Here is a 24674-nt window from a genome sequence, read left to right as displayed (position 1 = left end):
TGTTCCGGACGACGGAGGGCGCGCCCTCGCTCACCTGGTGCCTGAGTGGATCAGCGCCATCGCCTCGGCGCGGGTGGCCTGGTGGGTGAGGAAGGCGCCGCGCACCGCCGAGGTGATCGTGCGGGCGCCGGCCTTCTTGACCCCGCGCATCGTCATGCAGAGGTGCTCGGCCTCGATCACCACGATGACGCCTCGAGCCTCGAGGATCTCCATGAGCGAGTCGGCCACCTGCGTGGTGAGCCGCTCCTGCACCTGCGGGCGCTTGGCGTAGACGTCGACGAGGCGGGCGAGCTTGGAGAGGCCGGTGATCTTGCCGGTCTCGGCCGGGATGTAGCCGACGTGCGCCACGCCGGTGAACGGCACGAGGTGGTGCTCGCACATCGACCACAGCTCGATGTCACGCACCAGCACCATCTCCTCGTGGCCGAGGTCGAAGGTCGTGGTGAGGACGTCGTCGGCGCTCTGCCGCAGGCCGTGGGTGAGCTCGGCGTAGGCCCGGGCGACCCGCGCCGGTGTCTCGAGCAGCCCCTCGCGGTCGGGGTCCTCCCCGATCGCGTACAGCAGCTCGCGCACGGCCGCCTCGGCCCGGGCGTGGTCGAAGGCGGGAACGTCCTCCGACGCGCGCTGCGGCACGGTGACGGGGTCGGTCACGGCGCGTCCGGGCTCGGCGGGGTCGGGGTGTCCGGGTGGACGTCCGGGCCGCCGTGCACGTCGCCGCCGGCACCGGGCGGCGTCAGGATGGCGCCGCCGGCCTCCGGCTCCTGCGTGGTCCCGTTGGCGTGCGCCCGGTCGCGGATCTCCTGCGGGATGTCGACCGGCGGGATCGTCGACGGCACCCGCATCGGCGACCCGGTCCAGGCCGGCCGAGCGGGATTCATCCTGAGCGCCTCGAAGATCGAGGCGATCTCCGCCTTGTCGAGCGTCTCCTTGTCGAGGAGCGCCAGCACGAGCGCGTCGAGGACGTCACGGTTGGTCTCGAGGATCTCGAAGGCCTCCTGGTGCGCCTGGCCGAGCAGCGCCTTGATCTCCTCGTCGACCGCCGCGGCCGTCTCCTCGGAGTAGTTGCGGGTGTGGCCCATGTCGCGGCCGAGGAACGGCTCGGAGTTGCTGTCGCCGAGCTTGACCGCACCGAGGCGCTCGGTCATGCCGTACTGGGTCACCATCGCGCGGGCCAGCCCGGTGGCCTTCTCGATGTCGTTGCCGGCACCGGAGGTCACGTCGTGGAAGATCAGCGCCTCGGCGGCCATGCCCCCGAGCATGTAGGCGAGGTTGTCGAGCATCTCGCTACGCGTCTGGGAGTACTTGTCGCGGTCGGGCAGCACCATCGTGTAGCCCAGCGCGCGACCGCGCGGCAGGATCGTCACCTTGTGCACCGGGTCAGTGCCGGGCAGGGCCGCTGCGACCAGGGCGTGGCCGCCCTCGTGGTAGGCGGTGATCAGCTTCTCGCGCTCGCTCATCAGGCGCGTACGACGCTGCGGACCGGCGATGACGCGGTCGATCGCCTCGTCGAGGGAGGCGTCGGTGATCAGCTTGGCGTTGCTGCGCGCGGTGAGCAGCGCGGCCTCGTTGAGCACGTTGGCCAGGTCGGCACCGGTGAAGCCGGGGGTGCGGCGAGCGATGCTCAGCAGGTCGATGTCCTGCGCGATCGGCTTGCCGCGCGAGTGGACCTTGAGGATCTGGTGGCGGCCGTTGAGGTCCGGGGCGTCGACCTGGATCTGGCGGTCGAAGCGTCCCGGGCGCAGCAGCGCCGGGTCGAGCACGTCGGGACGGTTGGTGGCCGCGATGAGGATGACCCCGCCGCGCACGTCGAAGCCGTCCATCTCGACGAGCAGCTGGTTGAGCGTCTGCTCGCGCTCGTCGTGGCCACCGCCCATGCCGGCGCCACGGTGGCGGCCGACGGCGTCGATCTCGTCGATGAAGACGATGGCGGGGGCGTTCTCCTTGGCCTGCTCGAACAGGTCACGCACACGCGAGGCGCCGACACCGACGAACATCTCGACGAAGTCCGAGCCGGAGATGGAGTAGAAGGGGGTGCCCGCCTCGCCGGCGACGGCGCGCGCGAGCAGGGTCTTGCCGGTGCCGGGCGGGCCGTAGAGCAGGACGCCCTTGGGGATCTTGGCGCCGACCGCCTGGAACTTGGCCGGGTCGGTGAGGAACTCCTTGATCTCGCCGAGCTCCTCGATCGCCTCCTCGCAGCCGGCGACGTCGCTGAACGTCGTCTTCGGCATGTCCTTGGTGATCAGCTTGGCCTTGGACTTGGCGAACTGCATGACGCCGCGGCCGCCACCGCCCTGGGCCTGGTTCATCAGGAAGATGAACAGCAGGATGATCAGCGCGAAGGGCAGCAGGGTCGCCAGCAGCGAGCCGAGGAAGCTGGGCTGCGGGACCGTCGAGTTGTAGGACTCGATGGTGCCCTCGGCCCGCTGCTCCTGGACCGCCGCGAGGAGCGCCTCCTGCTGGCCGTCGATGTACTGGGCGACGACCTTGTCACCGTCGTCGCGGGTGCCCTCGTCGAGTGTCGCCTGGATCTCGAAGTCGGCTCCGTTGAACTCGATCTCCTTGACCTTGCCGTCGTCGATGTAGGAGGCGAGGGTCGAGGTGTTGACCTCGTCGTAGCCGTCGCTGGGCGCGAGGAACTGGATCGCCAGCAGCACCGCGAAGGCGGACAGGACGATCCACAGCCAGGGACCCTTGAATATGCGCTTCACAGGCAACTTTCAGCGGTTCGGAGGTGAGGAGGCGACGCTACACGCCGCCCGGGCCCACATTGTTTCAGGCGGGGTGAAGCGGGGCGACCTCGATCAGGAGTAGACGTGTGGTGCGAGGGTGCCGATGTCGCGCAGGTTGCGGTAGCGCTCGCGGTAGTCGAGGCCGTAGCCGACGACGAACTCGTTGGGGATGTCCCAGCCGACGTACTTCGGCTCCACGGGCATCGAGAGGGCCTCGGGCTTGCGCAGCAGCGTGGCGATCTCGACGCTGGCGGGGCTGCGGCTGGAGAGGTTGTTGACCAGCCAGCTGAGGGTGAGCCCGGTGTCGATGATCTCGTCGACGATGAGCACGTCACGACCGCTGATGTCGGTGTCGAGGTCCTTGAGGATGCGGACGACGCCGCTGGACTTGGTGCCCGACCCGTAGGAGCTGACCGCCATCCAGTCCATCTCGAGGTGTCGCGGCATCGACCGGGCGAGGTCGGCCATCACCATCACCGCGCCGCGCAGGACGCCGACCACGAGCAGGTCCCGTCCCTCGTAGTCCTCGGTGATCTGGAGGGCCATCTCGGCCAGCCGCTGCTGGATCTGCTCCTCGGTGAAGAGGATGTTGACCAGGTCGTGCTCCACGTGGGACGAGTCCATGGGCGTCAGCCTAGGGGCACGCAGACGATCTCCAGCACCCCGTCGCGCCGGAGGGCGCGGAGCGGCCCGGGCAGGTCGATCCACTTCTGGCCACGCCAGCCCACGATCAGCTCGTCGACGGCGAGGACGTGCTCGCGGGTCAGCTCCGACGGCGGCGCCCCGGCGTCGAGCGCGGCGCGCCGCAGGACGCGGTGGCGGATCGACGGCGGCTCGTCCCGCAGCGTCTCGAGGTGGAGGCCACCGTCGCGCCGTACGTGGGCGAGCGCCCGGTCGGTCAGCACGTCGAGCAGGGCCGTGTCGTCGCGCAGCTGGTCCGCCGTGCGGGCGAGCGCCTCGGCGATGCCGGGACCGAGCTCGTCCTCGAGCACCGGCAGCACCCGCTCGCGCACGCGGACCCGGGTGTAGCCGGGGTCAGAGTTGTGCGGGTCGTCCCACGCCTCGAGGCCCTCGACCAGGCAGGCGGTGACGGTGTCGGCACGACGTACGCCGAGCAGCGGGCGCGCGAACACCCCGAAGGCCGGGCGCATCCCCTGCAGCGACCGGCCGCCCGAGCCGCGGGTGAGGCCGAGCAGCACGGTCTCGGCCTGGTCGTCGAGGGTGTGGCCGAGCAGCACGTGGCGCGCCCCGAGGTGTTCGGCGACCTGCTCGAGGACGGCGTACCGCGCCTCCCGGGCGGCGGCCTCGGGGCCGAGCCCCGACGCGGCGTCGACCTCGACGCGGGCGGTGAGCGTCTCGTCGACGCCCATCGCCGCGAGCTGCGCGACGACGCGGTCGGCCTGGTCCGCCGAGCCGGGCTGCAGGCCGTGGTCGACGGTCACCCCGACGACGCGCAGGCCGAGCTTGTGCCCCTCGAACACGGTCGCCGAGGCGAGCGCCAGGGAGTCGGCGCCCCCGCTGCACGCCACCGCGACGCTGTCCCGGTCACCGCCGCTCGCCTCGGGCCGGACCAGCGTCCTGCGGACGGGCAACCGGACCGCCGCAACCGACGGGTGGAGCGTCACAGCACTCGGGCGACCCAGGCGTCGGGGTCGGCGATCTCGGCCTTCGACGGCAGCGTCTCGGGGCCGGTCCACACGGTGTTGAACTCCTCCATGCCGACCTTGTCGACGACGTGGCGCACGAACACCGCCCCGTCGCGGTACTGCGCCATCTTGGCGTCGAGGCCGAGCAGGCGGCGCAGCAGCTTGTCGAGGGAGCCCGAGCCCTTGCGGCGCTGGTTGAACTTGCGGCGGATCTCGGCCACCGACGGGATGACGGTGGGGCCGACGCCGTCCATGACCACGTCGGCGTGACCCTCGAGCAGCGACATCACGCCCGTGACGCGGTCGAGGATCTCCTTCTGCTCGGGCGAGGAGACGAGGTCGATGATGCTGCCGTCGCCGCCGCGGAGTGCGTCGGCGCCGCGACGGAGCCCGTCGAGCAGCGCGCTCGGCTCGAGGGTGTCGGCGACGGCGTGCATCTCGGTCATCAAGTGCTGGCCGAGCCACGGGTTGGCGGTGAACTGCACCCGGTGGGTCTCCTCGTGCAGACACACCCACAGCCGGAAGTCGGTGGGGTCGGCGCCGATCTCGCGCTCGACGTGCACGATGTTGGGCGCGACCAGGAGCAGCCGGCCGTGCGGGTCGTGGAACGGGTCGAACTGCCCCAGCACCTTGCTGCTGAGGAAGCCGAGCATCAGCCCGACCTCGGCGCCGGTGACCCGGGTGCCGACGGCCTCGGCGAATGCCGACGGCGGGCCCTTCTTCTCGATGAGCTTGTCCACGACGGGGCTGAGCAGCTTGGAGAAGCTGTCGGCGTTGGCGCGCAGCCACCCCGTGCGGTCCACCACCAGCACGGGCGCGGTGCCGTCCGCGGCGTGCAGGCCGGTGAACTCGCGGACCAGCGGGGTCGAGCGGTCCGCTCCCTCGCGGAGCTCGACGACGGCGGCCGTGGCCTCCTCGGGCGACACGTCCGGCCCCGGCCCGGCGATCCGGGATCCCACGGTGACGGCGAAGTCCCAGTCGACGAGATTCATGACTCGACCCTAGCCGGGGGTGGTGCAGCGGCAGGCCGCGAGCGAGGCGGCGGCGCGGTCGAGGGCCTCCTGCGCGTCGTAGCGCTCCTCCGGCGGCGACCGGTCCGCCCCGAAGACGAAGGCGAGCGGCTCTCCGTCGCGGTCGACGGCGATGCCGGCGAGGGCGTGGACCCCCGTGAGCGTCCCGGTCTTGGCGCGGACGAGCCCCCGCGCGACGGCCGGCCCCTCGGCGAAGCGGTAGGTGAGCGACCCGGTGAACCCGGCGACCGGCATCCCGGTGACCAGGCTGCGCATCGCCTCGCCGTCCGGGCCGGCCGCGTGCTGGATCAGGTCGATGAGCGTGGCGGTCGAGACCCGGTTGCGGCGCGACAGCCCGGAGCCGTCGTACACCTCGGCGCCGGTGACGTCGATCCCGAGCCCCCCGAGGGTGGCGAGCACCCCGGCCGCACCCGCCTCGAACGACCCGGTGCCGGAGGTGGCGAGCCCGACGTGGTGGGCGACCACCTCCGAGCCCTCGTTGTCGCTGACGTCGAGGATCCGCTCGGCGACCTGCGACAGCGGTGCGCTCTCGACGGCGGCGAGCTCCTCGGCGCCGGCTGGTACGACGACCCGCTTCGGCTGGCCGGTCACCCGCAGCCCCGCGGCCCGGAGGCCGTCGGCGAAGACCCGGGCGGCCGCCAGCGACGGCTCGTCGGACTTGAGGTCGCTGTCCGGCTCGTCGCCCCCGTCGACCATGAGCGCGGTGATCGGGCTGACGATGTCGTCGGGGACGTAGTCACGACGCCAGGCCGGGTTGTCGGTCGGACCGGTGAAGAGGCTGTCGTCGAAGCGGACCCGGACGCGCCCCTGGCCGCCCAGCGCCTCGGCGACCTCCAGGGCGAGCGTGGTCACGTCGGCGCGGGCGGGGTACGTCGACTCGGCCTCGGCGAGCGTGAGGGACCTGCTGGCCAGCAGCGGATCTCCCCCGCCGACCAGGACGACGTCGCGCGGGCCAGAGCCGCGCACCACCCGCGTGGTGAAGGTGTGGTCGGGCCCGAGCGCCTCGAGGGCGGCACCGAGGGTGAGCAGCTTGGTCGTCGAGGCCGGGAGGTAGCGCCCGTCCCCGGTCGTCCACTCGGGCGAGCCCGGCGCGAGGGCGGCGACCGCCCCGACGACGTGGCGGCCCAGGTCGGGGTCGGCGAGGTCGGCGGTGACGGCCGCGGCGACCCGCTCCGTCGCCAGCCCGGACGCGGTGTCGAGGGCGACGGCGTCGTCGCCCGGGGGCGTCCAGTCGGGCAGGTCGAGCCCGGCGGGCGCGAGGACCTGCTCGGGCTCGGTCACCGGGTCGGCGGCCAGCCCGGGCAGGTAGCGCTGGCCCCACTCGAAGCGGTAGGCACCCAGGCCTGCCGCGAGGAGCGCGAGGACCAGGACCGTCGGCAGCCAGTGACGGGCCGACCACCGGCGTGACGACCGCTCGGCGTGACCGGCGGAGTGGCGTAGGTCACGTCCCACCCTTTTCGACCCTCTCGCTTCGCGCATCGGGCCCATTGTGCGCGACACTGCCCCCAGACCAACGCGTCGGGCTCGCGGCCGGACGCAGCTGAGCGGCCCGAAGGCGTGCCGGAGATGTGGAGGAAGACGTGCTGACGTTCGACGTGCTGGTGGAGATCCCCAAGGGTGAGCGCAACAAGTACGAGGTCGACCACGAGACCGGGCGCATCCGCCTGGACCGCATGCTCTTCACCTCGACGGCCTACCCGGCCGACTACGGCTTCATCGAGGACACCCTCGGCCAGGACGGCGACCCGCTGGACGCGCTGGTGATCCTGCAGTCGCCCACGTTCCCCGGCTGCCTCATCGAGTGCCGCGCCATCGGGATGTTCCGGATGACCGACGAGGCCGGCGGCGACGACAAGGTCCTCTGCGTCCCGGCGCACGACCCGCGCCTGGAGCACCTGCGCGACATCAACCACGTCTCGAAGTACGACCGCCTCGAGATCCAGCACTTCTTCGAGGTCTACAAGGACCTCGAGCCCGGCAAGTCCGTCGAGGGGGCCGACTGGGTCGGCCGCACCGAGGCCGAGGCCGAGGTCCGGGCGTCGTTCGAGCGCTTCAAGACCGAGGGCCACGGCAACGACCTCGACAACATCGCCGACGACAGCCTCGGCGAGGACGCCTGAGGCTGCCGCCAGCCACGGCTGGGGTCAGGCAGCGGCCGCCCCGGTGACCGCTCCGGCGGGCTCGAGGGCCTCGGCCAGGATCTCGGTCACCCGCCCGACCGGCCGCACGTCGAGCTCGGCGAGCAGCTCGGCCGGTACGTCGTCGAGGTCGGCGCGGTTGCGCTCCGGGACGTAGACCGTCGCCAACCCGGCGCGCTGGGCCGCGAGCAGCTTCTGCTTCACCCCACCGATCGGCAGGACGCGTCCCGACAGCGTGACCTCCCCGGTCATGCCCACGTCGGAGCGCACCGGCCGGCCGGTGAGCAGCGAGACCAGCGCGGTCACCATCGTCACGCCTGCCGACGGGCCGTCCTTCGGGATCGCGCCCGCCGGGAAGTGCACGTGGATGGACCGATCGAGCACGGCCCGGTCGATGCCGAGCTCGTCGGCGTGCGCCCGCACCCACGACAGCGCGATCGACGCCGACTCCTTCATGACGTCGCCGAGCTGGCCGGTGACGGTGAGGCCGGGCTCGCCCTCGGCCACGGACGTCTCGACGTAGAGCACGTCCCCGCCGAGCCCCGTGACGGCCAGACCCGTGGCGACGCCCGGTACGTCGGTCCGCTCGTGGCTGTCGGGCGTGAAGCGCGGCCGGCCGACGAGGTCGGTCAGGACGTCGGTGTCGATGTCGAGGCGGTCGACCTCGCCGGTCGCGAGCCGGGTGGCCGCCTTGCGGAACGCCTTGGCCAGCAGCCGCTCGAGCTGGCGTACGCCGGCCTCGCGGGTGTGGTTGGCCGCGAGCTCGCCGAGCGCGTCATCGGAGACGGTGACCTCGTCAGGGGTCAGCGCGGCCCGCTCCAGCTGGCGGGGGACGAGGAAGTCGCGCGCGATGGCGACCTTGTCGTCCTCGGTGTAGCCGTCGATGGTGACCAGCTCCATGCGGTCCAGCAGGGCCGACGGGATCTGCTCGACCACGTTGGCGGTGGCGATGAAGAGGACGTCGGACAGGTCGAGGTCGAGCTCGAGGTAGTGGTCGCGGAACGTGTGGTTCTGCGCCGGGTCGAGCACCTCGAGCAGCGCCGCGGCCGGGTCGCCGCGGTAGTCGGCCCCCACCTTGTCGACCTCGTCGAGCAGGACGACCGGGTTCATCGAGCCGGCCTCCTTGATCGCCCGCACGATGCGACCGGGGAGCGCACCGACGTACGTGCGCCGGTGACCGCGGATCTCGGCCTCGTCGCGCACGCCGCCGAGGGCGACGCGCACGAAGCTGCGGCCCAGGGACCGGGCGACGGACTCGCCGAGCGAGGTCTTGCCGACCCCGGGAGGACCGGCCAGCAGGACGACCGCGCCGGAGCCACGACCGCCGATGACCTCCAGGCCGCGCTCGGCCCGGCGGGCGCGGACGGCGAGGTGCTCGGTGATGCGGTCCTTGACCTCGTCGAGGCCGTGGTGGTCGGCGTCGAGGACCGCGCGGGCGGCGGCGACGTCGTGGGAGTCCTCGGTGCGGTGGTTCCAGGGCAGCTCGAGGACGGTGTCGAGCCACGTACGGATGTACCCGGCGTCGGGGGCCTGCTCGCTGGAGCGCTCGAGCTTGTCGACCTCGCGCAGCGCTGCCTCGCGGACCGCGTCGGGCAGGTCGGCCGCCTCGACGCGCGCGCGGTAGTCGTCGGAGCCGTCGGGCTCGCCCTCGCCGAGCTCCTTGCGGATGGCGGCGAGCTGCTGGCGCAGGAGGAACTCGCGCTGGTTCTTCTCCAGGCTCTCGCGGACGTCGGTGCTGATCTTGTCGTTGACCTCGTCCTCGGCGTCGTAGGCGCGGGTCCACTCCACGAGCAGCCGGAGCCGGTCGTCGACGTCGGCGGTCTCGAGCACCTGGCGCTTCTGCTCGTTGTCGAGGTAGGGCGCGTAGCCGGACATGTCGGCGAGGGTGCCGGGGTCGGTGATCGTGCGGACGGTCTCGATGACCTGCCATGCCTCGCGGCGCTCCAGGACCGAGACGACGAGGGCGCGGTACTCCTCGGCGAGCTCGCGGGTGGTCTCGGTCGGCGCGACGTCGGAGACGTCCTCGGCCTCCACCCAGAGGGCGGCGCCGGGACCGGTGACCCCGGCACCGATGGCAGCGCGGCGCTCGGCGCGCAGCACTGCGGCGGGCCGGCCGCCGGCGAACCGGCCGACCTTGTCGACGACCGCGACGACGCCGTGGGTGGCGTAGCGGTCCTCGAGGCGGGGCGCGACCAGCACGCGCGCGGGCTGGTCGTCGGAGCTGGCGTCAGGCTTGGAGTCTGTGGCCAGCCGCGCGGCGTCGATGGCCGCGCGCGAGGAGTCGTCGAGCTCGATCGGGACGACCATGCCCGGCAGCACGACGACGTCGTGGAGGAACACCACCGGCAACGCGGTGGGGAGGGACTGGTTCTGGGTCATGACACGCCCAACCTCCGGCACCGCGGTGGTCATACCGGATCGGGTTTCGCCCACCGCGAACGCCGCCTCAGCGCTCCAGCGGCACCTCGTCGACGACCCGGTCGAGCTTGTCGGGGTTGCGCACCAGGAACAGCCGCGTCACGACGCCGTCCTCGACGAGCATCGTCCCGACGCCGTCGCGGTGACCGGCGACGACGAACTGGATCGCCGGCGACCCGTTGAGCCAGACCGGCTCCAGCTCCAGCGCCTTCGGGGTGACGGCGGTCAGGAAGCGGAGGACCTTGTCGCGGCCGTAGATCGGGTTGAGTGCGGCCTGCACCTTCCCGCCCCCGTCGGTCATCAGCACCACGTCGGGGGCCAGCACGTCCATCAACGACTGCAGGTCACCCGTCTCGGTCGCCGCTCGGAACCGCTCGATCACGGCGTCGCGCTCGGCCGCGCTGACGGACGCGCGCGGACGGCGCTCGGCCACGTGGGACCGGGCGCGGCTGGCGATCTGCCGCACCGCCGGCTCGGACTTCTCGACCGCCTCGGCGATCTCGGCGTACGGCACGTCGAAGACCTCGCGCAGCACGAAGACTGCCCGCTCGGTGGGCGGCAGGGTCTCCAGCACGAGGAGCATCGCGGTCGAGACGCTGTCGGCGAGCTCCACGTCCTGCGCGACGTCCGGCGCGGTCAGCACCGGCTCGGGCAGCCACGTGCCGACGTAGTCCTCGCGGCGCCGGGCGAGGGTGCGCAGCCGGTTGAGCGAGAGCCGGGTGGTCATCCGCACCAGGTACGCCCGCGGGTCGCGCACGTCGTCGACCGGGACCTCCGCCCACCGCAGCCAGACCTCCTGCAGCACGTCCTCGGCGTCGGCGGCCGAGCCGAGCATCTCGTAGGCGACGGTGAAGAGCAGGTTGCGGTGGGCAGTGAAGTGATCGGTCGTGCTCACCTGCTGATCGTCCCAGCCTCCGCCAGCGGCAGCTCGCAGACGTCGCTGAAGCCCTGGGAGGCCAGGCCCATCGCGGAGTTGAAGCGCGAGCGCTCGTTCTCGACGGCGACCATCATGGTCAGCTCGACGAGGGCTGCGTGGCCGAGCCGGCGGTCGAGGTCGGCCACCATCTCGTCGGTGACCTGGGGCGGCGTGACGGTCATCGCCTCGGCGTACGCCATCACGTCACGCTCGAGGTCGGTGAAGACGTCGGACTCGCGCCACTGTGGCACCTCGCGCACCTTGGCCTCGTCGAGGCCCTTGGTGTGGGCGAGGAAGTAGCCGAAGTCCAGGCACCACGAGCAACCGATGACGCCGGCGCTGGCCATCTCGGCGTACGTCCTGAGGTGGGGGTCGAGCGCGGACCACCTGCCGACCTTCTGCTCGAAGCCGAAGACCGCCTTGAGGACCGGCTTGTTGTGCCAGAGGACGTAGGCGTTGTCGGGGACCTGGCCCCACATGCGCTTCGCGACGCGGGTCATGACGGCGCCGTAGGCACCGTCGATGCGAGCCTTCGGCAGTCTCATCTTCTGGGGCGGGAACTGGCTGGGCATGTCATCTCCTCGTTCGGGGTGGATGACATGGAGACACCGGCCGGGTCAGGGCTGTGACAACCACTCCTCGACGGCTCGCGCGACCTCGAGGTGGATCTCGGCGGTGCGGACCGCGTCGGGGGTGCCCATGGAGTGGTCGGCGTCGGGCACCTCGAGGACGTCGCAGCCGGCGTCGGCGAGCTCACGCGCCACGGCCGGGTCCCACAGCTCGTCGGCGAGGCCGCCGACGAGGAGCTGCCGGCCGGGGTTGGCGGCGATCCCCTCGGCGACGACCGGGTCGACGAGGAGCGGGGTGAACCAGATCGCGTCGAGCCCGCGCTCGGCGGCGTACGACGCTGCGCGGGTGCCGAGCGACTTGCCGACCACCAGCACGTGGTCTGCGTCCTCCCGGGCGTGCGCCGCGGCCACGTGGCGGCGTACCCACGCCTCCGCGTCCTCGTCGCCGCGGGTGGTCGAGTCCCACCAGAGCTGCTGGACCGTGAGGTCGTGCTGGAGCAGGGCCAGCCTCGCGAGCTCGAGCAGGGGCGCGGCCGGTGAGTAGGCGCGGCCGGGGGCGACGATGGCGAGGCCGCGGCTCGCGCCGGTCGGCTCGAAGCGGGTGGGCAGTCCTCCGAAGGTCATGACTCATCCTGGGTGGCGGCCTTGGTGGCGTGGAAGTAGCCGACCCCGCCGTGCAGCGTGAGGTCGACGTCGCGACAGCCGGACTCCCGCAGCCAGGTGACCGCCTCGGCCGTGCTGCACATCGGGCCGAGGATCCCGGCCCGGGTGCCGACCCACCGCAGCGGCTCGTAGCGCGGACCGGTGTCGGTGAACAGGGAGCTTCCGGTGAGCGCGGCGCCGGGGGCGAGCACCCGCACCATCTCGCCGATCGCCCGGCGCGGGTCAGGGAAGCAGTGCAGGCCGGTCAGCGAGACGACGAGGTCGAACGACGCGTCGCCGAACGGCAGCGCGCCGACGTCGGCGAGCGCGGTGGTGACCTGGTCGGCGACCCCGAGCCGGGTCGCGGCGGCGCGGGTCCGGGCGAGCATCGTCGCCGAGATGTCGGCGGCGACGTAGTCGATCCCCTGCCCGGGCCGCAGCCCGCGCAGGGCGACCCCCGACCCGGTCGGCACGTCCAGCACCCGGGCACCACGGGGCAGCGTGCCGATCTCGGCGGCCGCCTCCCGCATCAGCGACAGGTCGCTGCCGGTGCCGGCGCGCCAGGCCGGCCCGCCGATCCGTTCGTGCTCCACGAGCCAGGGGTAGACGTAGGACCACACCGGGTCCTCGTGCCAGCCGCCCAGGAGGTGCCTCTCACCTCTCGGCCGTCGCGAGCGGCGTCCGGGGTGTGCGATGGCAAGGCCGAGGAGGGAGACATGGCGGAGCCATGGCGACTGACGAGAACGAAGCCAGCGTGCACCCCGGGCGTCGCGCAGCAGGCCATGGAGGTGAGAGGCACCTCCTTGAGGCGCGCGGAGCCGCACGTCAGTCGTCCGAGCCGATGGGCCAGCCGAGCAGCTCGGGGCTGCGCAGCATCTCCTCCGGCACCCCGAAGGCGTCGACGAGGTCGACCGCGATCGGGCGGACCTTGCGGCACAGCGCGTTGATCTCGCGGCTGATGGCCTTGGACCGGGCACTGGAGAGGCGGCCGTGCTCCATGAACCACGCCCGGTCGGCCTCGATCGCGGACAGGGCGTGGAGGTCGCACAGCAGGTTGAGCGCGACCTTGAGGTCGCCGTCGGGGAGGCCGGCCGTCTTCTGCACGAACGCCTCCAGCACGAGCCGCTCGGTGTGCGCGCGGGCGGCGGCGATGACGTGGTCCTGCACCCGGGAGAAGACGGCGCCGGCGTTCATCCCCTGGTCGATGCCGCGCTTGAGGCGGCGCGCGACGCCGCCGATCATGTGCTCCTCGCGGAAGCGCAGCATGGCGAGCTGGTAGTTGGGGTCGAGCAGCCCGGCCTCCTGGTCCCAGGTGTCGCCGCCGGGCAGCAGGTCGCGCACCGACTGCACGAGCTTGTGCACCGCCGTGCGCTCGACGACGGTCTCGACCGCGAGGCCGGCGACGAAACGGGCCATGCCGAGCTGGTCCATGTCCTCGAACTCGCCGGCGTAGTCGGTGAGCAGGCCCTTGGCCACCAGCTGCAGGAGGACGTGGTTGTCGCCCTCGAAGGTGGTGAAGACGTCGGTGTCGGCCTTGAGCGCGGCGAACCGGTTCTCGCTGAGGTAGCCCGCACCGCCGCACGCCTCGCGGCACTCCTGGATGGTGCGGGTGGCGTGCCAGGTGCCGAGGGCCTTCGTGCCCGCGGCACGCGACTCCAGCATCCGCCGGGCGTGCTCGTCGCTGCCCTCCTCGATCGGCCCGGGGCCGGAGAAGACGTCGTGCAGCTGCCCGGCGACGACCTCCTGCGCGAAGTGGAGGGCGTACGTCCGCGCGATCAGCGGCAGCAGGCGGCGCTGGTGCATGCCATAGTCGAGGAGCACCTGCTCCTCGTCGGGCGACGTCGCCTCGAACTGGCGGCGGCGCACGGCGTAGCGGGTGGCGATGGTGAGCGCGACCTTCGAGGCGTTGATGCCGGCGCCACCGACGCAGACGCGACCCTGGACGAGGGTGCCGAGCATCGTGAAGAACCGCTTGTTGGGGTTGTCGATGGGCGAGAGGTAGCGCCCCTCGGGCGTCACCTCGGCGAACTGGTTGAGCAGCGCCGTGCGCGGCACCCGGACCCCGTCGAACCAGAGGCGACCGTTGTCCACGCCGTTGAGGCCCATCTTGGGGCCGCAGTCCTCGATGCGGACACCGTCGAGGACCCGACCGCCCTCGCGGACCGGGACGACGAAGGCGTGCACGCCGTGCCGCTCCCCGTCGACCTCGAGCTGGGCGAACACCACGGCGAGCTCCGCATGGGCCGCGGCGTTGCCGATGTAGTCCTTGCGGCTCGTGTCGTCGGGCGTGGTGATCACGAACTCCTGCGCCGCGGCGTCGTACGTCGCCACGGTCCCGAGCGCCTGCACGTTGGAGCCGTGCCCGCTCTCGGTCATCGCGAAGCACCCCATCGTGCGGCCGCTCACCAGGTCGGCGAGGTGGGCGTCGTGGTGGTGCTTCGTGCCGAGCTGCAGGATCGCGCCACCGAAGAGCCCGAACTGCACGCCCACCTTCACCAGCACCGACAGGTCGCCGTAGGCCAGGGTCTCGAAGGCCGCGACCGAGGCGCCGATGTCGCCGCCACCGCCGTACTCCTCCGGGAAGCCCATGCCGGTCTGGCCGGTCTCCGCCATCATCACCACGACGTCGCGGACGCGCTCGCGGAAGTCGGCGGTGCTCATCTGCTCCTCGTCGAGCAGGATCTGCGCGTGCTCGGCGAGGTTGTCGCGGACGAGGTCGCGGACCTCGCGGTAGCGGCCGTCGAGCAGGGTGCGCAGCGCGTCGACGTCGACCTCGGGCTGCCGGTAGCCCGAGTCGTCGGCATGGACCGCGTCGTCCTCGACGCGCGCCGGTGCGGTCTCCGGCAGAGGCGTCGGCAGCTCGTCGGCGATGGGCGGAACCTGGTCGGTGGCCATGTCGCCAAAGGTAGCCATCCCTGTAGGTTCACCGCGATGAACGTGTCGGAAGCCACCCCGTCGGGTGCCCAGGGCGAGCCGCTGGGGACGATGGCCTACAACTTCGCCGTCGTGGGCGTGCAGAAGGGCGGTACGTCGACGCTCGCGGTGACGCTCAACCAGCACCGCCTCGTGTGCCAGGCGCCCGACAAGGAGCGCCACTACTTCGACGACGAGGACGTCGACTGGTCGGCACCCGACTACGACCGCGACTACTCCGCGCCGCGCCGCGCCCGCGTGCACCGGCTGCTCGGCGACGCGTCGCCGACGTACCTCTACTGGCCGCACGCCCTGGAGCGGATGCGTGCCTACAAGCCGGACATGCCGCTCGTCGCGGTGTTCCGCGACCCGCTGGAGCGGCTCTTCTCCCACTGGGTGATGCTGCGCTCGCGCAACCTCGCCTGGCCCGACTGGCCGGACTTCCTGACCGAGTGGCCCCACACGTCGCTGCCCGACGAGGTGCCCGACGACGTACGCACGATGCGGTGGCGGCACATGACGGGCCTGGCGCGCGGGTTCTACGGCGAGCAGCTGCAGCGCGGCTTCGAGCTGTTCGACCGGCGTCAGTGGCTCCTCCTCGAGCTGCGCACAATGCTGGCGGACTTCCCCGCGACCGTCGACCGCACGACCGACTTCCTCGACCTGCCGCGCTTCGAGCACGTGCCGCCGCTGCAGAACTGGCACGCCGGTGCCGAGCAGGTGCCGGGCACCGCGCCCACCGCGGACGACCTCGCGCGCGTCGCGGAGGTCTACGCCAAGGACCTCGCGCTCTTCGAGGAGCTCTCCGACATCGACACCTCGGCCTGGCCCACCCGCCTCGTCCTCGACGGGCGGCTGGACCCCGGCGAGCTCGCGGCCCGGTTCGCGCGGAAGGTGCGCTGAGGGGTCAGGGACGGGCGAAGAAGTTCGGCGCCCGCCAGGAGTACATCGACTCCTGGCTGACCGGGCGGCCGGTGCGCGGGGCGTGGATGACCTGGCCGTCGCCGAGGTAGATCGCGACGTGGTAGATCGAGCTCGGGCTGCTCGAGGATCCCCAGAAGACGAGGTCGCCCGGCGCGAGCTGGCCGGCCGTGATCTTCGTGGACTGGGTGTACTGCGCGACCGAGTAGTGGGGCAGCGACTTCCCGCCCGCGGCCCAGGCGCCCGACGTGAGTCCCGAGCAGTCCCAGGCGTCCGGACCGGACGCGCCCCACTTGTAGGGGTCGCCGAGCTGTGCCGTGGCGAACGCGATCGCGGCCGCGGCACCCGTCGACGCCGGCGGCGCGGGAGGTACGGGCGGGGGCGGGGCGGGCGTCGGGGTCGGCACCTCGGTCGGGGCGGGGGTCTCGGTGGGTGTTGGGGCTTCGGTGGGGGTCGGGGCTTCGGTGGGCGTCGGGGTGGGCGTCGGGGCCTCGGTGGGCGTCGGAGCCTCGGTCGGCGTCGGGGTGGGGGTCGCGCTCGGCGTCGGGGTCGGCGTCGGCGTGGGGGTCGGCTGCTGCTCCTGCGCCTGGGCCTGCGCGTCCGCCTCGGCCTGCGCCTGAGCCACCGCTGCGGCCTGCGCCTCCGCCTCGGCCTGGGCTTCCGCCTCCGCCTCCGCCTGCGCCGCGGCAGCGGCGGCCTCGGCGGCGGCCCGCTCGAGCGCGGACTGGCGCTTCTCGGCCAGTCGCACGCTGATCCCCTCGAGCTCGGCGAGCTCGGCGAGGAGGTCGGACTTGATGGCGGACACTGACTGCGCCTCGGCGCCCGCGGCTGCCTCGGCGGCTGCCGCCGCGTCGCGGGCCTCCTCCGCCTCGGCCTCGGCCGTCGCTGCGCGCTCGGATGCCTGGGTGGCGGTCGACGCGGTGACGTCGGCGACGGCCGACGAGGCGAGGAACGCGTCGTACTGGTGGTCAAGGGCGTCCGAGGTGTTGCCCATGGTCACGGTGCGGTCGATGAGCGACTCGACGCCGTCGGCCTCGACGACCGCCGCGAGCCCCTGCACCTGGCTGCCGTCCTCGTAGGACTGCACCACCGTGGCGGCGTAGAGCTCGCGCTGCGTCGCGACGTCCTCCCGGGCAGCCTCCGCGGCCTCCTCCGCCTCGACGGCGTCGGCGCGGGCCTGCTCGGCGCGCCAACGCGCACCGTTCCACGCCTCGGCAGCCTGGGCCGCGCGGTCGCCGGCGGACTCGAGGGAGAGGTTCGCGCGGATGAGGTCGGCCTGCACGGCCGCGACGTCGCGCCCCTTCGCCTCGGCACGGCCCTGGGCGGCCGCGACGTCCGCCTCGCTCGGGACCGGGTCGCCGTCGGCGTACGCCGCGTGCCCACCGCCCAGCGCCAGGCCGGCGACGAGGACGACCGCGCTGGCCCAGCGCGACGTCGTACGACGCGGCGGCTCGTGGTCGTGCGGCGGTGCGACGGGCACGGGGGCTCCCAGAGGGTCTCGGGCCCGCGCGACTTCCCCTTCGCACGGGCAACTCGAGGCACGTTAGTGAACTTTCGTCACACTGGGAACACTTTCCCCAACTTTTTCACCACCGCCCGGCGTGTCGGCTTGCGAACTACATCCATGTAGTTCTCGGCTCGACCGATAACTGAGGACGCCGCGGACGGATCCGAGGCGCATCCACGACCGCCGTGTCCTCAGATATCGATGGAGGGGGCGGTCACTCGGCGTCGACGGGGACCTGGCTGGTCGTGGAGGTGGGGTGGCTCGACAACCCCCGTCTGTCGAACTTCTGCCCGCTGGCCAAACCGCCGAGCCAGAAGGCGAAGAGGGCGATGACGACGCCGGCGAGGTCGTCGGCGATGTAGTGCCAGCCGAAGTAGAGGGTCGCCACGACGGTGATGGCGAAGTTGGTCCAGAACACGATGTGCAGGATCCGGTTGCGCAGCGTGTACTGCACCATCAGCGCGACGAGCAGGGTGATCGCGACGTGGAGCGAGGCGAAGCCGGCCACGGACTGCACGGCTCCCTCCGCTCCGTCGCGGATGACCCCCTTGCGCCCGTAGAACAGCGACTCCATCAACGCGCTCGAGCCGGTGTCGGGAAGGTCGGCGTAGAGGTAGCTGTACTGGAAGCCGGGGCCGAGGGTGGGCAGCGCGTAGTAGGACGCGGTGCCGAGCGACCAGGCCAGGCACTGCGAGGTGGCGAACCAGTAGCCGAAGGTGATGTTGCGCGACCACACCAGCCAGGCGGCGAGTGCCAGCGGCACGAGCGGCAGGAACCACAGGTAGATCGTGGAGAGGATGTGGGCCGAGAAACCGGTGCCGAAGATCGTGTGCAGGATCGTCGCCGGCTCGTGGCCGAACATCAGGGCTCGGTCGACCAGGTGCAGCTCTCGGTCGTACTTGTCCTCGCCCATGATGAAGGGGAGGAACGACTTGAGGTTCCGGTAGGAGACGTAGGTGATGTAGAAGGCCACGAGCCCGAGCACCACGAGGGTGATGCGTTCGCGGTCCCAGTGGGTGCGGATGCGCTCGCGAACGATGTCGGGCATGAGGGCCGGCTTCATCCGCGAGTACCACAGCGCCCGCGGCAGCAGGTCGAGCAGGAAGGCGCCCAGGATCAGCAGGGGCAGGCGCAGCCAGGCCGGGCCGAGGAAGCCCTCGGGGTCCACCAGTCGCCGGTCGAGCACGAGCGCGGCCGTGACCGCCAGCGCACCCATGGTGGCGGCGACTCCCACGAGCAGGGCATAGGCCGGTCTGTACACGGACGTCAGTCTAGGGACGGGTCACGACCGGGCCGTGATCGGCGGCACAGCGAGCCGGGTCACGTCGACGCGCAGCGACACCTCGTCGCCGGGGGCGATCCGGCCACCGAGCGGTCCGACGGCGTCCACGGTGCCGACGCCCTCGACCCCGACGACGAGCCGCACGAGCTCGGGCGTCACGCGGGCGGACTCGACGACAGCGCGCAGGGGGCCGTCGTCGTCGACGACGAGGGCCGAGCGGCGGAGCGCGACGGCGTACGCCGGCGGGAGCCCGGCGGCGTCCAGCACCCGCCGCGCCGCCTGGTCGCGCAGCACGCGGGCGTAGCCGAGGAACAGGGCGGTCTCCTCGTCGACCGGCTCGCGCCACACCTCGTCGATCGCACCCTGCTGCACGACGTGGCCCGCGCGCATCACCGCGAGCCGGTCGGCGAGCGCGAAGGCCTCCTCGTGGTCGTGCGTGACCAACAGGGCCGTGGTGCCGGCGGCGTGGAGGATCTCGCGCAGGTCGCCGGCGAGCCGCTCGCGCAGGGACGCGTCGAGCGCCGACAGCGGCTCGTCGAGCAGGATCAACCGCGGCTCGACGGCCAGGGCGCGCGCGAGGGCGACCCGCTGCCGCTCGCCCCCGGAGAGCGTGCCGGGCAGCCGGTCGTCGTACCCGGCGAGGCCGACGAGCTCGAGCAGCTCGCGCACCCGCTCGGCGAGGCGGGCCGACGGCGTACGACGCAGGCGCAGGGCGTAGGCGACGTTGCGGGCGACGGTGAGGTGGGCGAAGAGCTGCCCGTCCTGGAACATCAGCGCGAAGCCGCGCTTGTGGGTGGGCACGCCGGCGAGGTCGTCGCCGGCCCACGAGATCGAGCCGGCGTCGAGCGGCTCGAGGCCGGCGACGGCGCGCAGCAGCGTGGACTTGCCGCAGCCCGACGGACCGAGCACGGCGAGCACCTGCCCTGGCGCGAGGTCGAGGGACACGTGGTCGACGGCCGCGGTGTCGCCGTAGCGCACGGTGACGTCGGTGAGCTGGAGCATGGCCCTAGAACGCTCCCACACCCGGCACGCGCAAGCGCTCGACGGCCAGCATCACCGCAGCGGTCGCGACCGCGAGGACGACCGAGGCGGCGAGCGCCATGCCGTAGTTCATCGCTCCGGGATGGCCGATCAGCCGGAAGATGACGACCGGAAGGGTCGGGTCGGTGTCGCGGGCGAGGAACGAGGTCGCCCCGAACTCCCCCAGCGACGCGGCGAACGCGAACCCGCTGGCGGCGAGCATCGGCTTCCACGCCACCGGCAGGTCGACGGTGAGCAGGGTCCGCCACGGCGAGGCGCCCAGGGAGGCGGCCGCCTGCCGCTGCTGGTCGTCGATGCCGCCGAGCACCGGCGTGAGGGTCCGCACGACGAGCGGCAGGGCGACGAGCGCCTGCGCCATCGGGACCAGCAGCGGGGAGTCGCGCAGGTCGAGCGGCGGCTCGTCGAGGGTGATGAGGAAGCCGAAGCCGAGGGTCACGGCGCTCACGCCCAGGGGCAGCATGAAGAGGCCGTCGAGGGTCGAGCGCAGCCGGCGCTCGGCGACGAAGTGCGAGCGCCGCGTGACGATCAGCGCCACGGATCCCCCCACCAGCAGCGCCATCCACGTCGCGTCGACTGCCGTGCGCAGGCTGGTCGCGAGCGCGGTGGTGACCGGCACGAGCAGCGCCTGGTTGTCGCCGGTCGTGGTGAGCGCGCGGTAGTTGTCCAGGCCCCAGCCGTCGCCGACGCTCAGCGAGCCGAGCACAAGGGTGAGGATGGGCAGCAGCATCGCGACCAGCACCAGCACGGTCGCGACGACGACCGGCGCGTCGGAGCGGCGTACGGCCCGCACGGGCGCCACGGCACGCAGGGTCGTCGGGTCGGGGGTCGCGCGCAGCCGTGCGGCGAGCGCGAGCAGGCCGACGACGGCCACGATCTGCAGCACCGACAGCGCGGCGGCTGCCTGCAGGTCGAAGACGGTGGTGGTGAGCAGGTAGATCTCGGTCTCGATCGTCGCGTGCCGGACGCCGCCGAGGGTGAGCACGATGCCGAAGGCGGTCGCGCAGAAGAGGAAGACGATGCTCGCGGCGCCGACGATCGCGGGCCGCAGCGCCGGCAGGGTGACGGTGCGCAGCACCTGCCACGGCGTGGCGCCGAGGGCGGCCGCGGCCTGCCCGGGGCGGGGGTCGAGCGACTCCCACGCGACGCCGACGGTGCGCACCACGACGGCGACGTTGAAGAAGACCAGGCCGAGCACGATGGCGACGGGCGTGCCGTCCAGGCCGAGGAAGCCGAGGGGGCCGCCCTCCCCCAGCAGCTGGCGGAACGCCACGCCGACCACGACCGTCGGCAGCACGAACGGCACCAGCAGCGCCGCGCGCACCGCCGCGCGTCCGGGCAGCGCGAGCCGGTGCAGGGCGTACGCCGCCGGGAGGCCGAGGACGACCGCCAGCACCGTCGCGAGGCCGGAGGTCCACACGGTGAACCAGGCGACCCGGTGCACCCGGGGACGTGCGAGGACGTCGACGACCGCCCCCGGCGCGAACTGGCCGTCGACCAGGAAGCCCTCGGCGATCATCCCGGCCACCGGCAGCACGAACAGCGCGCCGAGCACCAGGACGGGGCCCGCGGCGAGGAGGACGAGGGCCAGCAGGCGGCGGGCCTGGGGTGACGTCATCGCGAGATGACGTCGGTCCACTCGGTCAGCCACTGCTCGCGGTTGGCGTCGACGTCGGCGGGGTCGACCTCGTAGGGGTCGCTGGGCTGCGGGGCGAAGGCGGCCCAGTCCTCGGGGACCGTCGCGCCCGGCATGACCGGGAAGACGTACATCGACTCCGGCAGCGCGCTCTGCACCTCGTCGCTGAGCATCCAGTCGACCAGCGCCGCGGCGCCCTCGGGGTTGTCGGCGCCCGCCAGCACTCCGGCGTACTCCACCTGGCGGAAGCAGGTGTCGAGCAGGGCCGCCGTCGTGGACTCGCCGCCGTCGACGGTGAAGGCGGGCGAGGAGTCGTAGGACACGACGATCGGCCGGGTGCCGTTGTCCGACCCGGCGGTGAAGTCGCCGTAGTAGGCGTCCTCCCAGCCGTCGACGACCTTGGCCCCGTTGTCGAGCAGGTCGGTCCAGTAGTCCGGCCAGTCGTCGCCGAAGGCAGCGACGGTGGCCAGGAAGAACGCCATGCCGGGGCTGCTGGTCGAGGCCCCCGGGGTGACGAGGAGGTCGGCGTACTGCTCGTCGGCGAGGTCCTCGAGGGTGCGCGGCGGCTCGAGGCCCTCCTGCTCGAACCAGGTGGTGTCGACGTTGACGCACACGTTGGCCGAGTCGATCGGCACCAGCCGGTCGCCGCCCTCGGGCAGGGCGTACTCCTCGGGCGGGGTCGCCGTCGTCGTGACCTCGGCGAAGGCGCCCTCGCCGAGCGGGCGGGACGCGAAGGTGTTGTCGATGCCGAACGCCGCGTCGGCGATCGGGTTGTCGGCGGTGAGGCTGAGCTTGGTGGCCAGGGTGCCGGCGTCGCCCGCGGCGCGGACCTCGAGGTCGTAGCCGGTCTCCGCCTCGAAGGCCTTCACCAGCTTCTTCGGCAGGTGGAACGACTCGTGCGTGGCGAGGACGACGGGGCCCCCGGTCTCGGCACCCTCGCCGGTCCCGTCCGATGGGGCTGGCGACTCCGTGGCCCGAGGCTCGTCGCCGCTGCCCACGAGGCTGCAGCTGCTCAGCAGCAGGGCCGAGGCGAGGGCCGGGATCGATGCCGTGAGGGCAGCGCGGACGCGTACGTGCTTCATCTTGACTCCCTTGCGCCGGTGCTAACCGGATCAGGTTCGGAGGGTCTGCGGCTGGTCCGCACTCTCAGCACGCCTGCGCGTGCTCCCCTGTCTTCGTGGTCCCACCCTAGCCTCCCCCTACGCTGCCTCCATGCCGAGCCGTCGCCACGACCTCCTCGCCCGCCTCGTGCCCGTCCTGCGCCGCTCCCGTGAGCTCGACGACGAGCCGACCGAGCGGGCGCGCGTCGAGGCGTGGCACGCCACCCTCGACCAGGGACCCGACCGGGCCCTGCCGACCCGCGTGGTGCCGCGCTTCGCGCAGCGCTGGGACGCCACCGTCACCGACCTCGGCTTCCCCTGCCACGTCCTGACGCCGCGCGGCCGTCCGGTCGACCGGACGCTCTACTACGTCCACGGCGGTGGCTACATGGCGCCGATCGACCCCTTCCACGTCCGCTACGCCACCCGCCTGGCCGACGCGATCGGCGCGCGGGTCGTGATGCCGGACTACCCGCTCGCCCCCGAGCACACGTGGAAGGACTCCCACGACGCGCTGGTCGAGGACGCCGCGCGCTGGGCGGGCTCCGACGGCGGTGCGGTGCTGGCGGGCGACTCCGCCGGCGGCGGGCTGGCGCTCGCGATGGCGCTCTCGATGCGTGACCGCGGCCTGCCGCAGGCGTCGTCGTTGGTGCTGCATGCTCCCTGGGTCGACCTCACCACCTCGACGCCCGAGACCTTCGCCGCCGATGCGATCGACCCGTGGCTGTTCATCGGGAAGACCCAGGCGTACGCCGCGTGGTGGGCCGGGTCGGCCGACGACCTCGGCCGCCCGGAGGTGTCCCCGGCGCTCGGCGACCTCGCCGGGCTGCCGCGGGCGATCATGCTCTACGGCACCCGTGACCTGCTCGCCCCCGGCTGCCGCCTGCTGGCCCGCCGGGCCGCGGAGGCCGGGTGGGACCTCACCGCGATCGAGGAGCCCGACCTGATCCACGTCTACGGCCTGCTCCCCTTCGTGCCCGAGAGCGCGCGGGCCTTCCGCCAGGTCCGGGCGTTCCTGCGATGAGGGTGCTGGTGGCCCGCGTCGACGACCTGCCGGTGCGCACGGCGTACGACGTGTGGCGGCTGCGCCAGGACGTGTTCGTCGTCGAGCAGGACTGCCCCTACCCCGACCTCGACGGCCGCGACCTCGAGGAGTCCACCCGTCACGTCGTGCTGCTCGACGACGAGGACGGCCGGGACCGCGTCGTCGGCACCCTGCGCGTGCTCGACGACGGCGGGTGGGCCCGCATCGGTCGGGTCGTGGTCGCACCGACCGTGCGCGGGCGCGGCCTGGCCGCCGTGATGATGGACGAGGCGATGACCCTGTGCGGCGACCGCGAGGTGCGGCTCGACGCCCAGACCGGGCTGACGTCCTTCTACGAGGGTTACGGCTTTGCGGCGACGGGGCCGGAGTTCGACGAGGACGGGATCATGCACGTGCCGATGACCCGACGGGAGAGGACCGGCCAGTAGGCCTTGCGCCCGCTGCCGGGCGAGCGAGACTGGAAGGACACGGCTCGCCCAAGGAGATGATCGCCGTGATCACGCTCGCCCACGACCTCGACACGACCCACCACGACCTCCGGCACCGCCTCGCCCTGGCCAGCAGCGCGCGGGGCGACCGTCGCCACCCCCGCGACCACTACACCGCGATCGACACCTTCCTCGCCATGGCCAGCCGCCACAACGCGGCGATGGTCGACGCGATCGCGCCGCTCGTGCGCGACCTCCCCGGTGGCCACGACCTCGCCCACGACTACATCATCGCCAGCCGCACCTACGAGGAGGCCCTCGCCCAGGTGAAGGCCAGGCTCTACGGCTCCACCTACGCCCTGACCCGACCCTGGCCCGAGATCTGGGCCGAGGTGCACCGCGAGATGGACGCGGTGTTCGGCCTCGAACGCCGTCTCGCCGAGGCGCTGCTCGACGAGGACGACGGCACCGAGGACCTCGGCGCGCGTCTCCACCACGCCGAGCTCGCCTCGCCCACCCGCCCGCACCCGTGGATCCCGCACCAGGGAGTGGCGGGTCACCTCGCCCGGGCCGTGGCCCGGCGGGTCGACCGCTTCTGGGACGCCGCGGAGGGGCGCATGGTCCCGGAGCCGGTGCGCCACCACGACCGCACCCACCAGGGGAAGCTCACGCAGTACCTGCTGGCCGACCCGCACCTCGGGGAGGAGTGACTGAG

22 protein-coding genes and 1 riboswitch are annotated in these 24674 nt (G+C 72.7%); of the genes, 5 read left to right on the top strand and 17 right to left on the bottom strand.

Features of this window, described 5'->3' with window-relative positions; all coding sequences use genetic code 11:
• Nucleotides 1-30 precede the first annotated feature (30 nt).
• From folE to dacB, 6 genes are all read right to left on the bottom strand, one after another.
• Nucleotides 31-633, bottom strand: coding sequence for a GTP cyclohydrolase I FolE (gene folE, locus ACNKF0_RS02385; protein WP_416958395.1), 603 nt, complete (start codon nt 631-633; stop codon nt 31-33).
• Nucleotides 634-647: 14 nt separating this feature from the next.
• On the bottom strand, nt 648-2708 hold the full coding sequence (gene ftsH, locus ACNKF0_RS02380) for an ATP-dependent zinc metalloprotease FtsH (RefSeq protein WP_416955451.1): 2061 nt from the start codon (nt 2706-2708) through the stop codon (nt 648-650).
• Between the two features lie 93 nt (nt 2709-2801).
• Nucleotides 2802-3353, bottom strand: a complete 552-nt coding sequence (gene hpt / locus ACNKF0_RS02375) for a hypoxanthine phosphoribosyltransferase (protein ID WP_299929333.1) — start codon at nt 3351-3353, stop codon at nt 2802-2804.
• A gap of 5 nt (nt 3354-3358) precedes the next feature.
• Nucleotides 3359-4321: a tRNA lysidine(34) synthetase TilS gene (tilS, locus tag ACNKF0_RS02370; RefSeq protein WP_416955449.1), complete on the bottom strand. Its 963-nt coding sequence runs from the start codon at nt 4319-4321 to the stop codon at nt 3359-3361.
• A 29-nt stretch (nt 4322-4350) separates the two neighbouring features.
• Complete coding sequence (locus tag ACNKF0_RS02365) at nt 4351-5367, bottom strand: zinc-dependent metalloprotease (protein WP_299929319.1); 1017 nt, start codon at nt 5365-5367, stop codon at nt 4351-4353.
• Nucleotides 5368-5376: 9 nt separating this feature from the next.
• Nucleotides 5377-6858 (bottom strand): D-alanyl-D-alanine carboxypeptidase/D-alanyl-D-alanine-endopeptidase, encoded by a 1482-nt coding sequence (dacB, locus tag ACNKF0_RS02360; protein WP_416955446.1) that lies wholly within the window; start codon nt 6856-6858, stop codon nt 5377-5379.
• Between the two features lie 131 nt (nt 6859-6989).
• Between dacB and ACNKF0_RS02355 the strand changes: the two genes are divergently transcribed.
• A complete protein-coding gene (locus tag ACNKF0_RS02355) occupies nt 6990-7526 on the top strand; it encodes an inorganic diphosphatase (protein ID WP_299929542.1) in 537 nt (178 codons plus the stop codon).
• Nucleotides 7527-7550: 24 nt separating this feature from the next.
• Here ACNKF0_RS02355 and lon read toward each other — a convergent pair whose 3' ends face one another.
• From lon to ACNKF0_RS02325, 6 genes are all read right to left on the bottom strand, one after another.
• Complete coding sequence (gene lon / locus ACNKF0_RS02350; protein WP_416955444.1) at nt 7551-9923, bottom strand: endopeptidase La; 2373 nt, start codon at nt 9921-9923, stop codon at nt 7551-7553.
• Nucleotides 9924-9990: 67 nt separating this feature from the next.
• Nucleotides 9991-10857: an RNA polymerase sigma-70 factor gene (locus ACNKF0_RS02345; RefSeq protein WP_416955442.1), complete on the bottom strand. Its 867-nt coding sequence runs from the start codon at nt 10855-10857 to the stop codon at nt 9991-9993.
• On the bottom strand, nt 10854-11450 hold the full coding sequence (locus tag ACNKF0_RS02340) for a carboxymuconolactone decarboxylase family protein (RefSeq protein WP_416955440.1): 597 nt from the start codon (nt 11448-11450) through the stop codon (nt 10854-10856). The genes ACNKF0_RS02345 and ACNKF0_RS02340 overlap by 4 nt, the downstream gene beginning before the upstream one ends.
• Nucleotides 11451-11495: 45 nt before the next feature.
• On the bottom strand, nt 11496-12071 hold the full coding sequence (locus tag ACNKF0_RS02335; protein ID WP_416955438.1) for a hypothetical protein: 576 nt from the start codon (nt 12069-12071) through the stop codon (nt 11496-11498).
• The gene (locus tag ACNKF0_RS02330; RefSeq protein WP_416955436.1) at nt 12068-12709 is read right to left on the bottom strand and encodes a class I SAM-dependent methyltransferase; all 642 of its coding nucleotides are present in this window, start codon (nt 12707-12709) and stop codon (nt 12068-12070) included. Before ACNKF0_RS02330 ends, ACNKF0_RS02335 begins: the two co-directional genes overlap by 4 nt.
• A 205-nt stretch (nt 12710-12914) precedes the next feature.
• Entirely contained in the window at nt 12915-14984 is a 2070-nt protein-coding gene (locus tag ACNKF0_RS02325; RefSeq protein ID WP_416955434.1) for an acyl-CoA dehydrogenase, read from the bottom strand.
• A 36-nt stretch (nt 14985-15020) separates the two neighbouring features.
• On the opposite strand from ACNKF0_RS02325, the gene ACNKF0_RS02320 reads away from it, so the two are divergent.
• On the top strand, nt 15021-15905 hold the full coding sequence (locus ACNKF0_RS02320; RefSeq protein WP_416955432.1) for a sulfotransferase domain-containing protein: 885 nt from the start codon (nt 15021-15023) through the stop codon (nt 15903-15905).
• 4 nt (nt 15906-15909) lie between these two features.
• On the opposite strand, the gene ACNKF0_RS02315 is transcribed toward ACNKF0_RS02320, so the two are convergent.
• The 5 genes from ACNKF0_RS02315 to ACNKF0_RS02295 form a co-directional block, all read right to left on the bottom strand.
• Complete coding sequence (locus ACNKF0_RS02315) at nt 15910-17403, bottom strand: C40 family peptidase (protein ID WP_416955430.1); 1494 nt, start codon at nt 17401-17403, stop codon at nt 15910-15912.
• Between the two features lie 241 nt (nt 17404-17644).
• Entirely contained in the window at nt 17645-18691 is a 1047-nt protein-coding gene (locus ACNKF0_RS02310; RefSeq protein WP_416955428.1) for a phosphatase PAP2 family protein, read from the bottom strand.
• A 21-nt stretch (nt 18692-18712) separates the two neighbouring features.
• Nucleotides 18713-19714, bottom strand: a complete 1002-nt coding sequence (locus ACNKF0_RS02305; protein ID WP_416955426.1) for an ABC transporter ATP-binding protein — start codon at nt 19712-19714, stop codon at nt 18713-18715.
• Nucleotides 19715-19718: 4 nt separating this feature from the next.
• Complete coding sequence (locus ACNKF0_RS02300; protein ID WP_416955424.1) at nt 19719-21368, bottom strand: ABC transporter permease; 1650 nt, start codon at nt 21366-21368, stop codon at nt 19719-19721.
• Nucleotides 21365-22468, bottom strand: coding sequence for a thiamine ABC transporter substrate-binding protein (locus ACNKF0_RS02295; protein ID WP_416955422.1), 1104 nt, complete (start codon nt 22466-22468; stop codon nt 21365-21367). Before ACNKF0_RS02295 ends, ACNKF0_RS02300 begins: the two co-directional genes overlap by 4 nt.
• Nucleotides 22458-22567: riboswitch (TPP riboswitch) on the bottom strand. It overlaps the preceding gene by 11 nt.
• A 31-nt stretch (nt 22568-22598) precedes the next feature.
• Between ACNKF0_RS02295 and ACNKF0_RS02290 the strand changes: the two genes are divergently transcribed.
• Genes ACNKF0_RS02290 through ACNKF0_RS02280 form a run of 3 tightly spaced genes read left to right on the top strand, consistent with a single transcriptional unit; the run spans nt 22599 to nt 24669 of the window.
• A complete protein-coding gene (locus ACNKF0_RS02290; RefSeq protein WP_416955420.1) occupies nt 22599-23510 on the top strand; it encodes an alpha/beta hydrolase in 912 nt (303 codons plus the stop codon).
• An 8-nt stretch (nt 23511-23518) separates the two neighbouring features.
• Nucleotides 23519-23959, top strand: coding sequence for a GNAT family N-acetyltransferase (locus ACNKF0_RS02285; protein WP_416955418.1), 441 nt, complete (start codon nt 23519-23521; stop codon nt 23957-23959).
• 56 nt (nt 23960-24015) lie between these two features.
• A complete protein-coding gene (locus ACNKF0_RS02280; RefSeq protein ID WP_416955416.1) occupies nt 24016-24669 on the top strand; it encodes a hypothetical protein in 654 nt (217 codons plus the stop codon).
• Nucleotides 24670-24674 lie beyond the last annotated feature (5 nt).

It is taken from the genome of Nocardioides sp. T5 (genome assembly GCF_048161455.1).
Classification (GTDB): domain Bacteria; phylum Actinomycetota; class Actinomycetes; order Propionibacteriales; family Nocardioidaceae; genus Nocardioides.
This window is presented reverse-complemented; position numbering and strand designations above follow the sequence as displayed.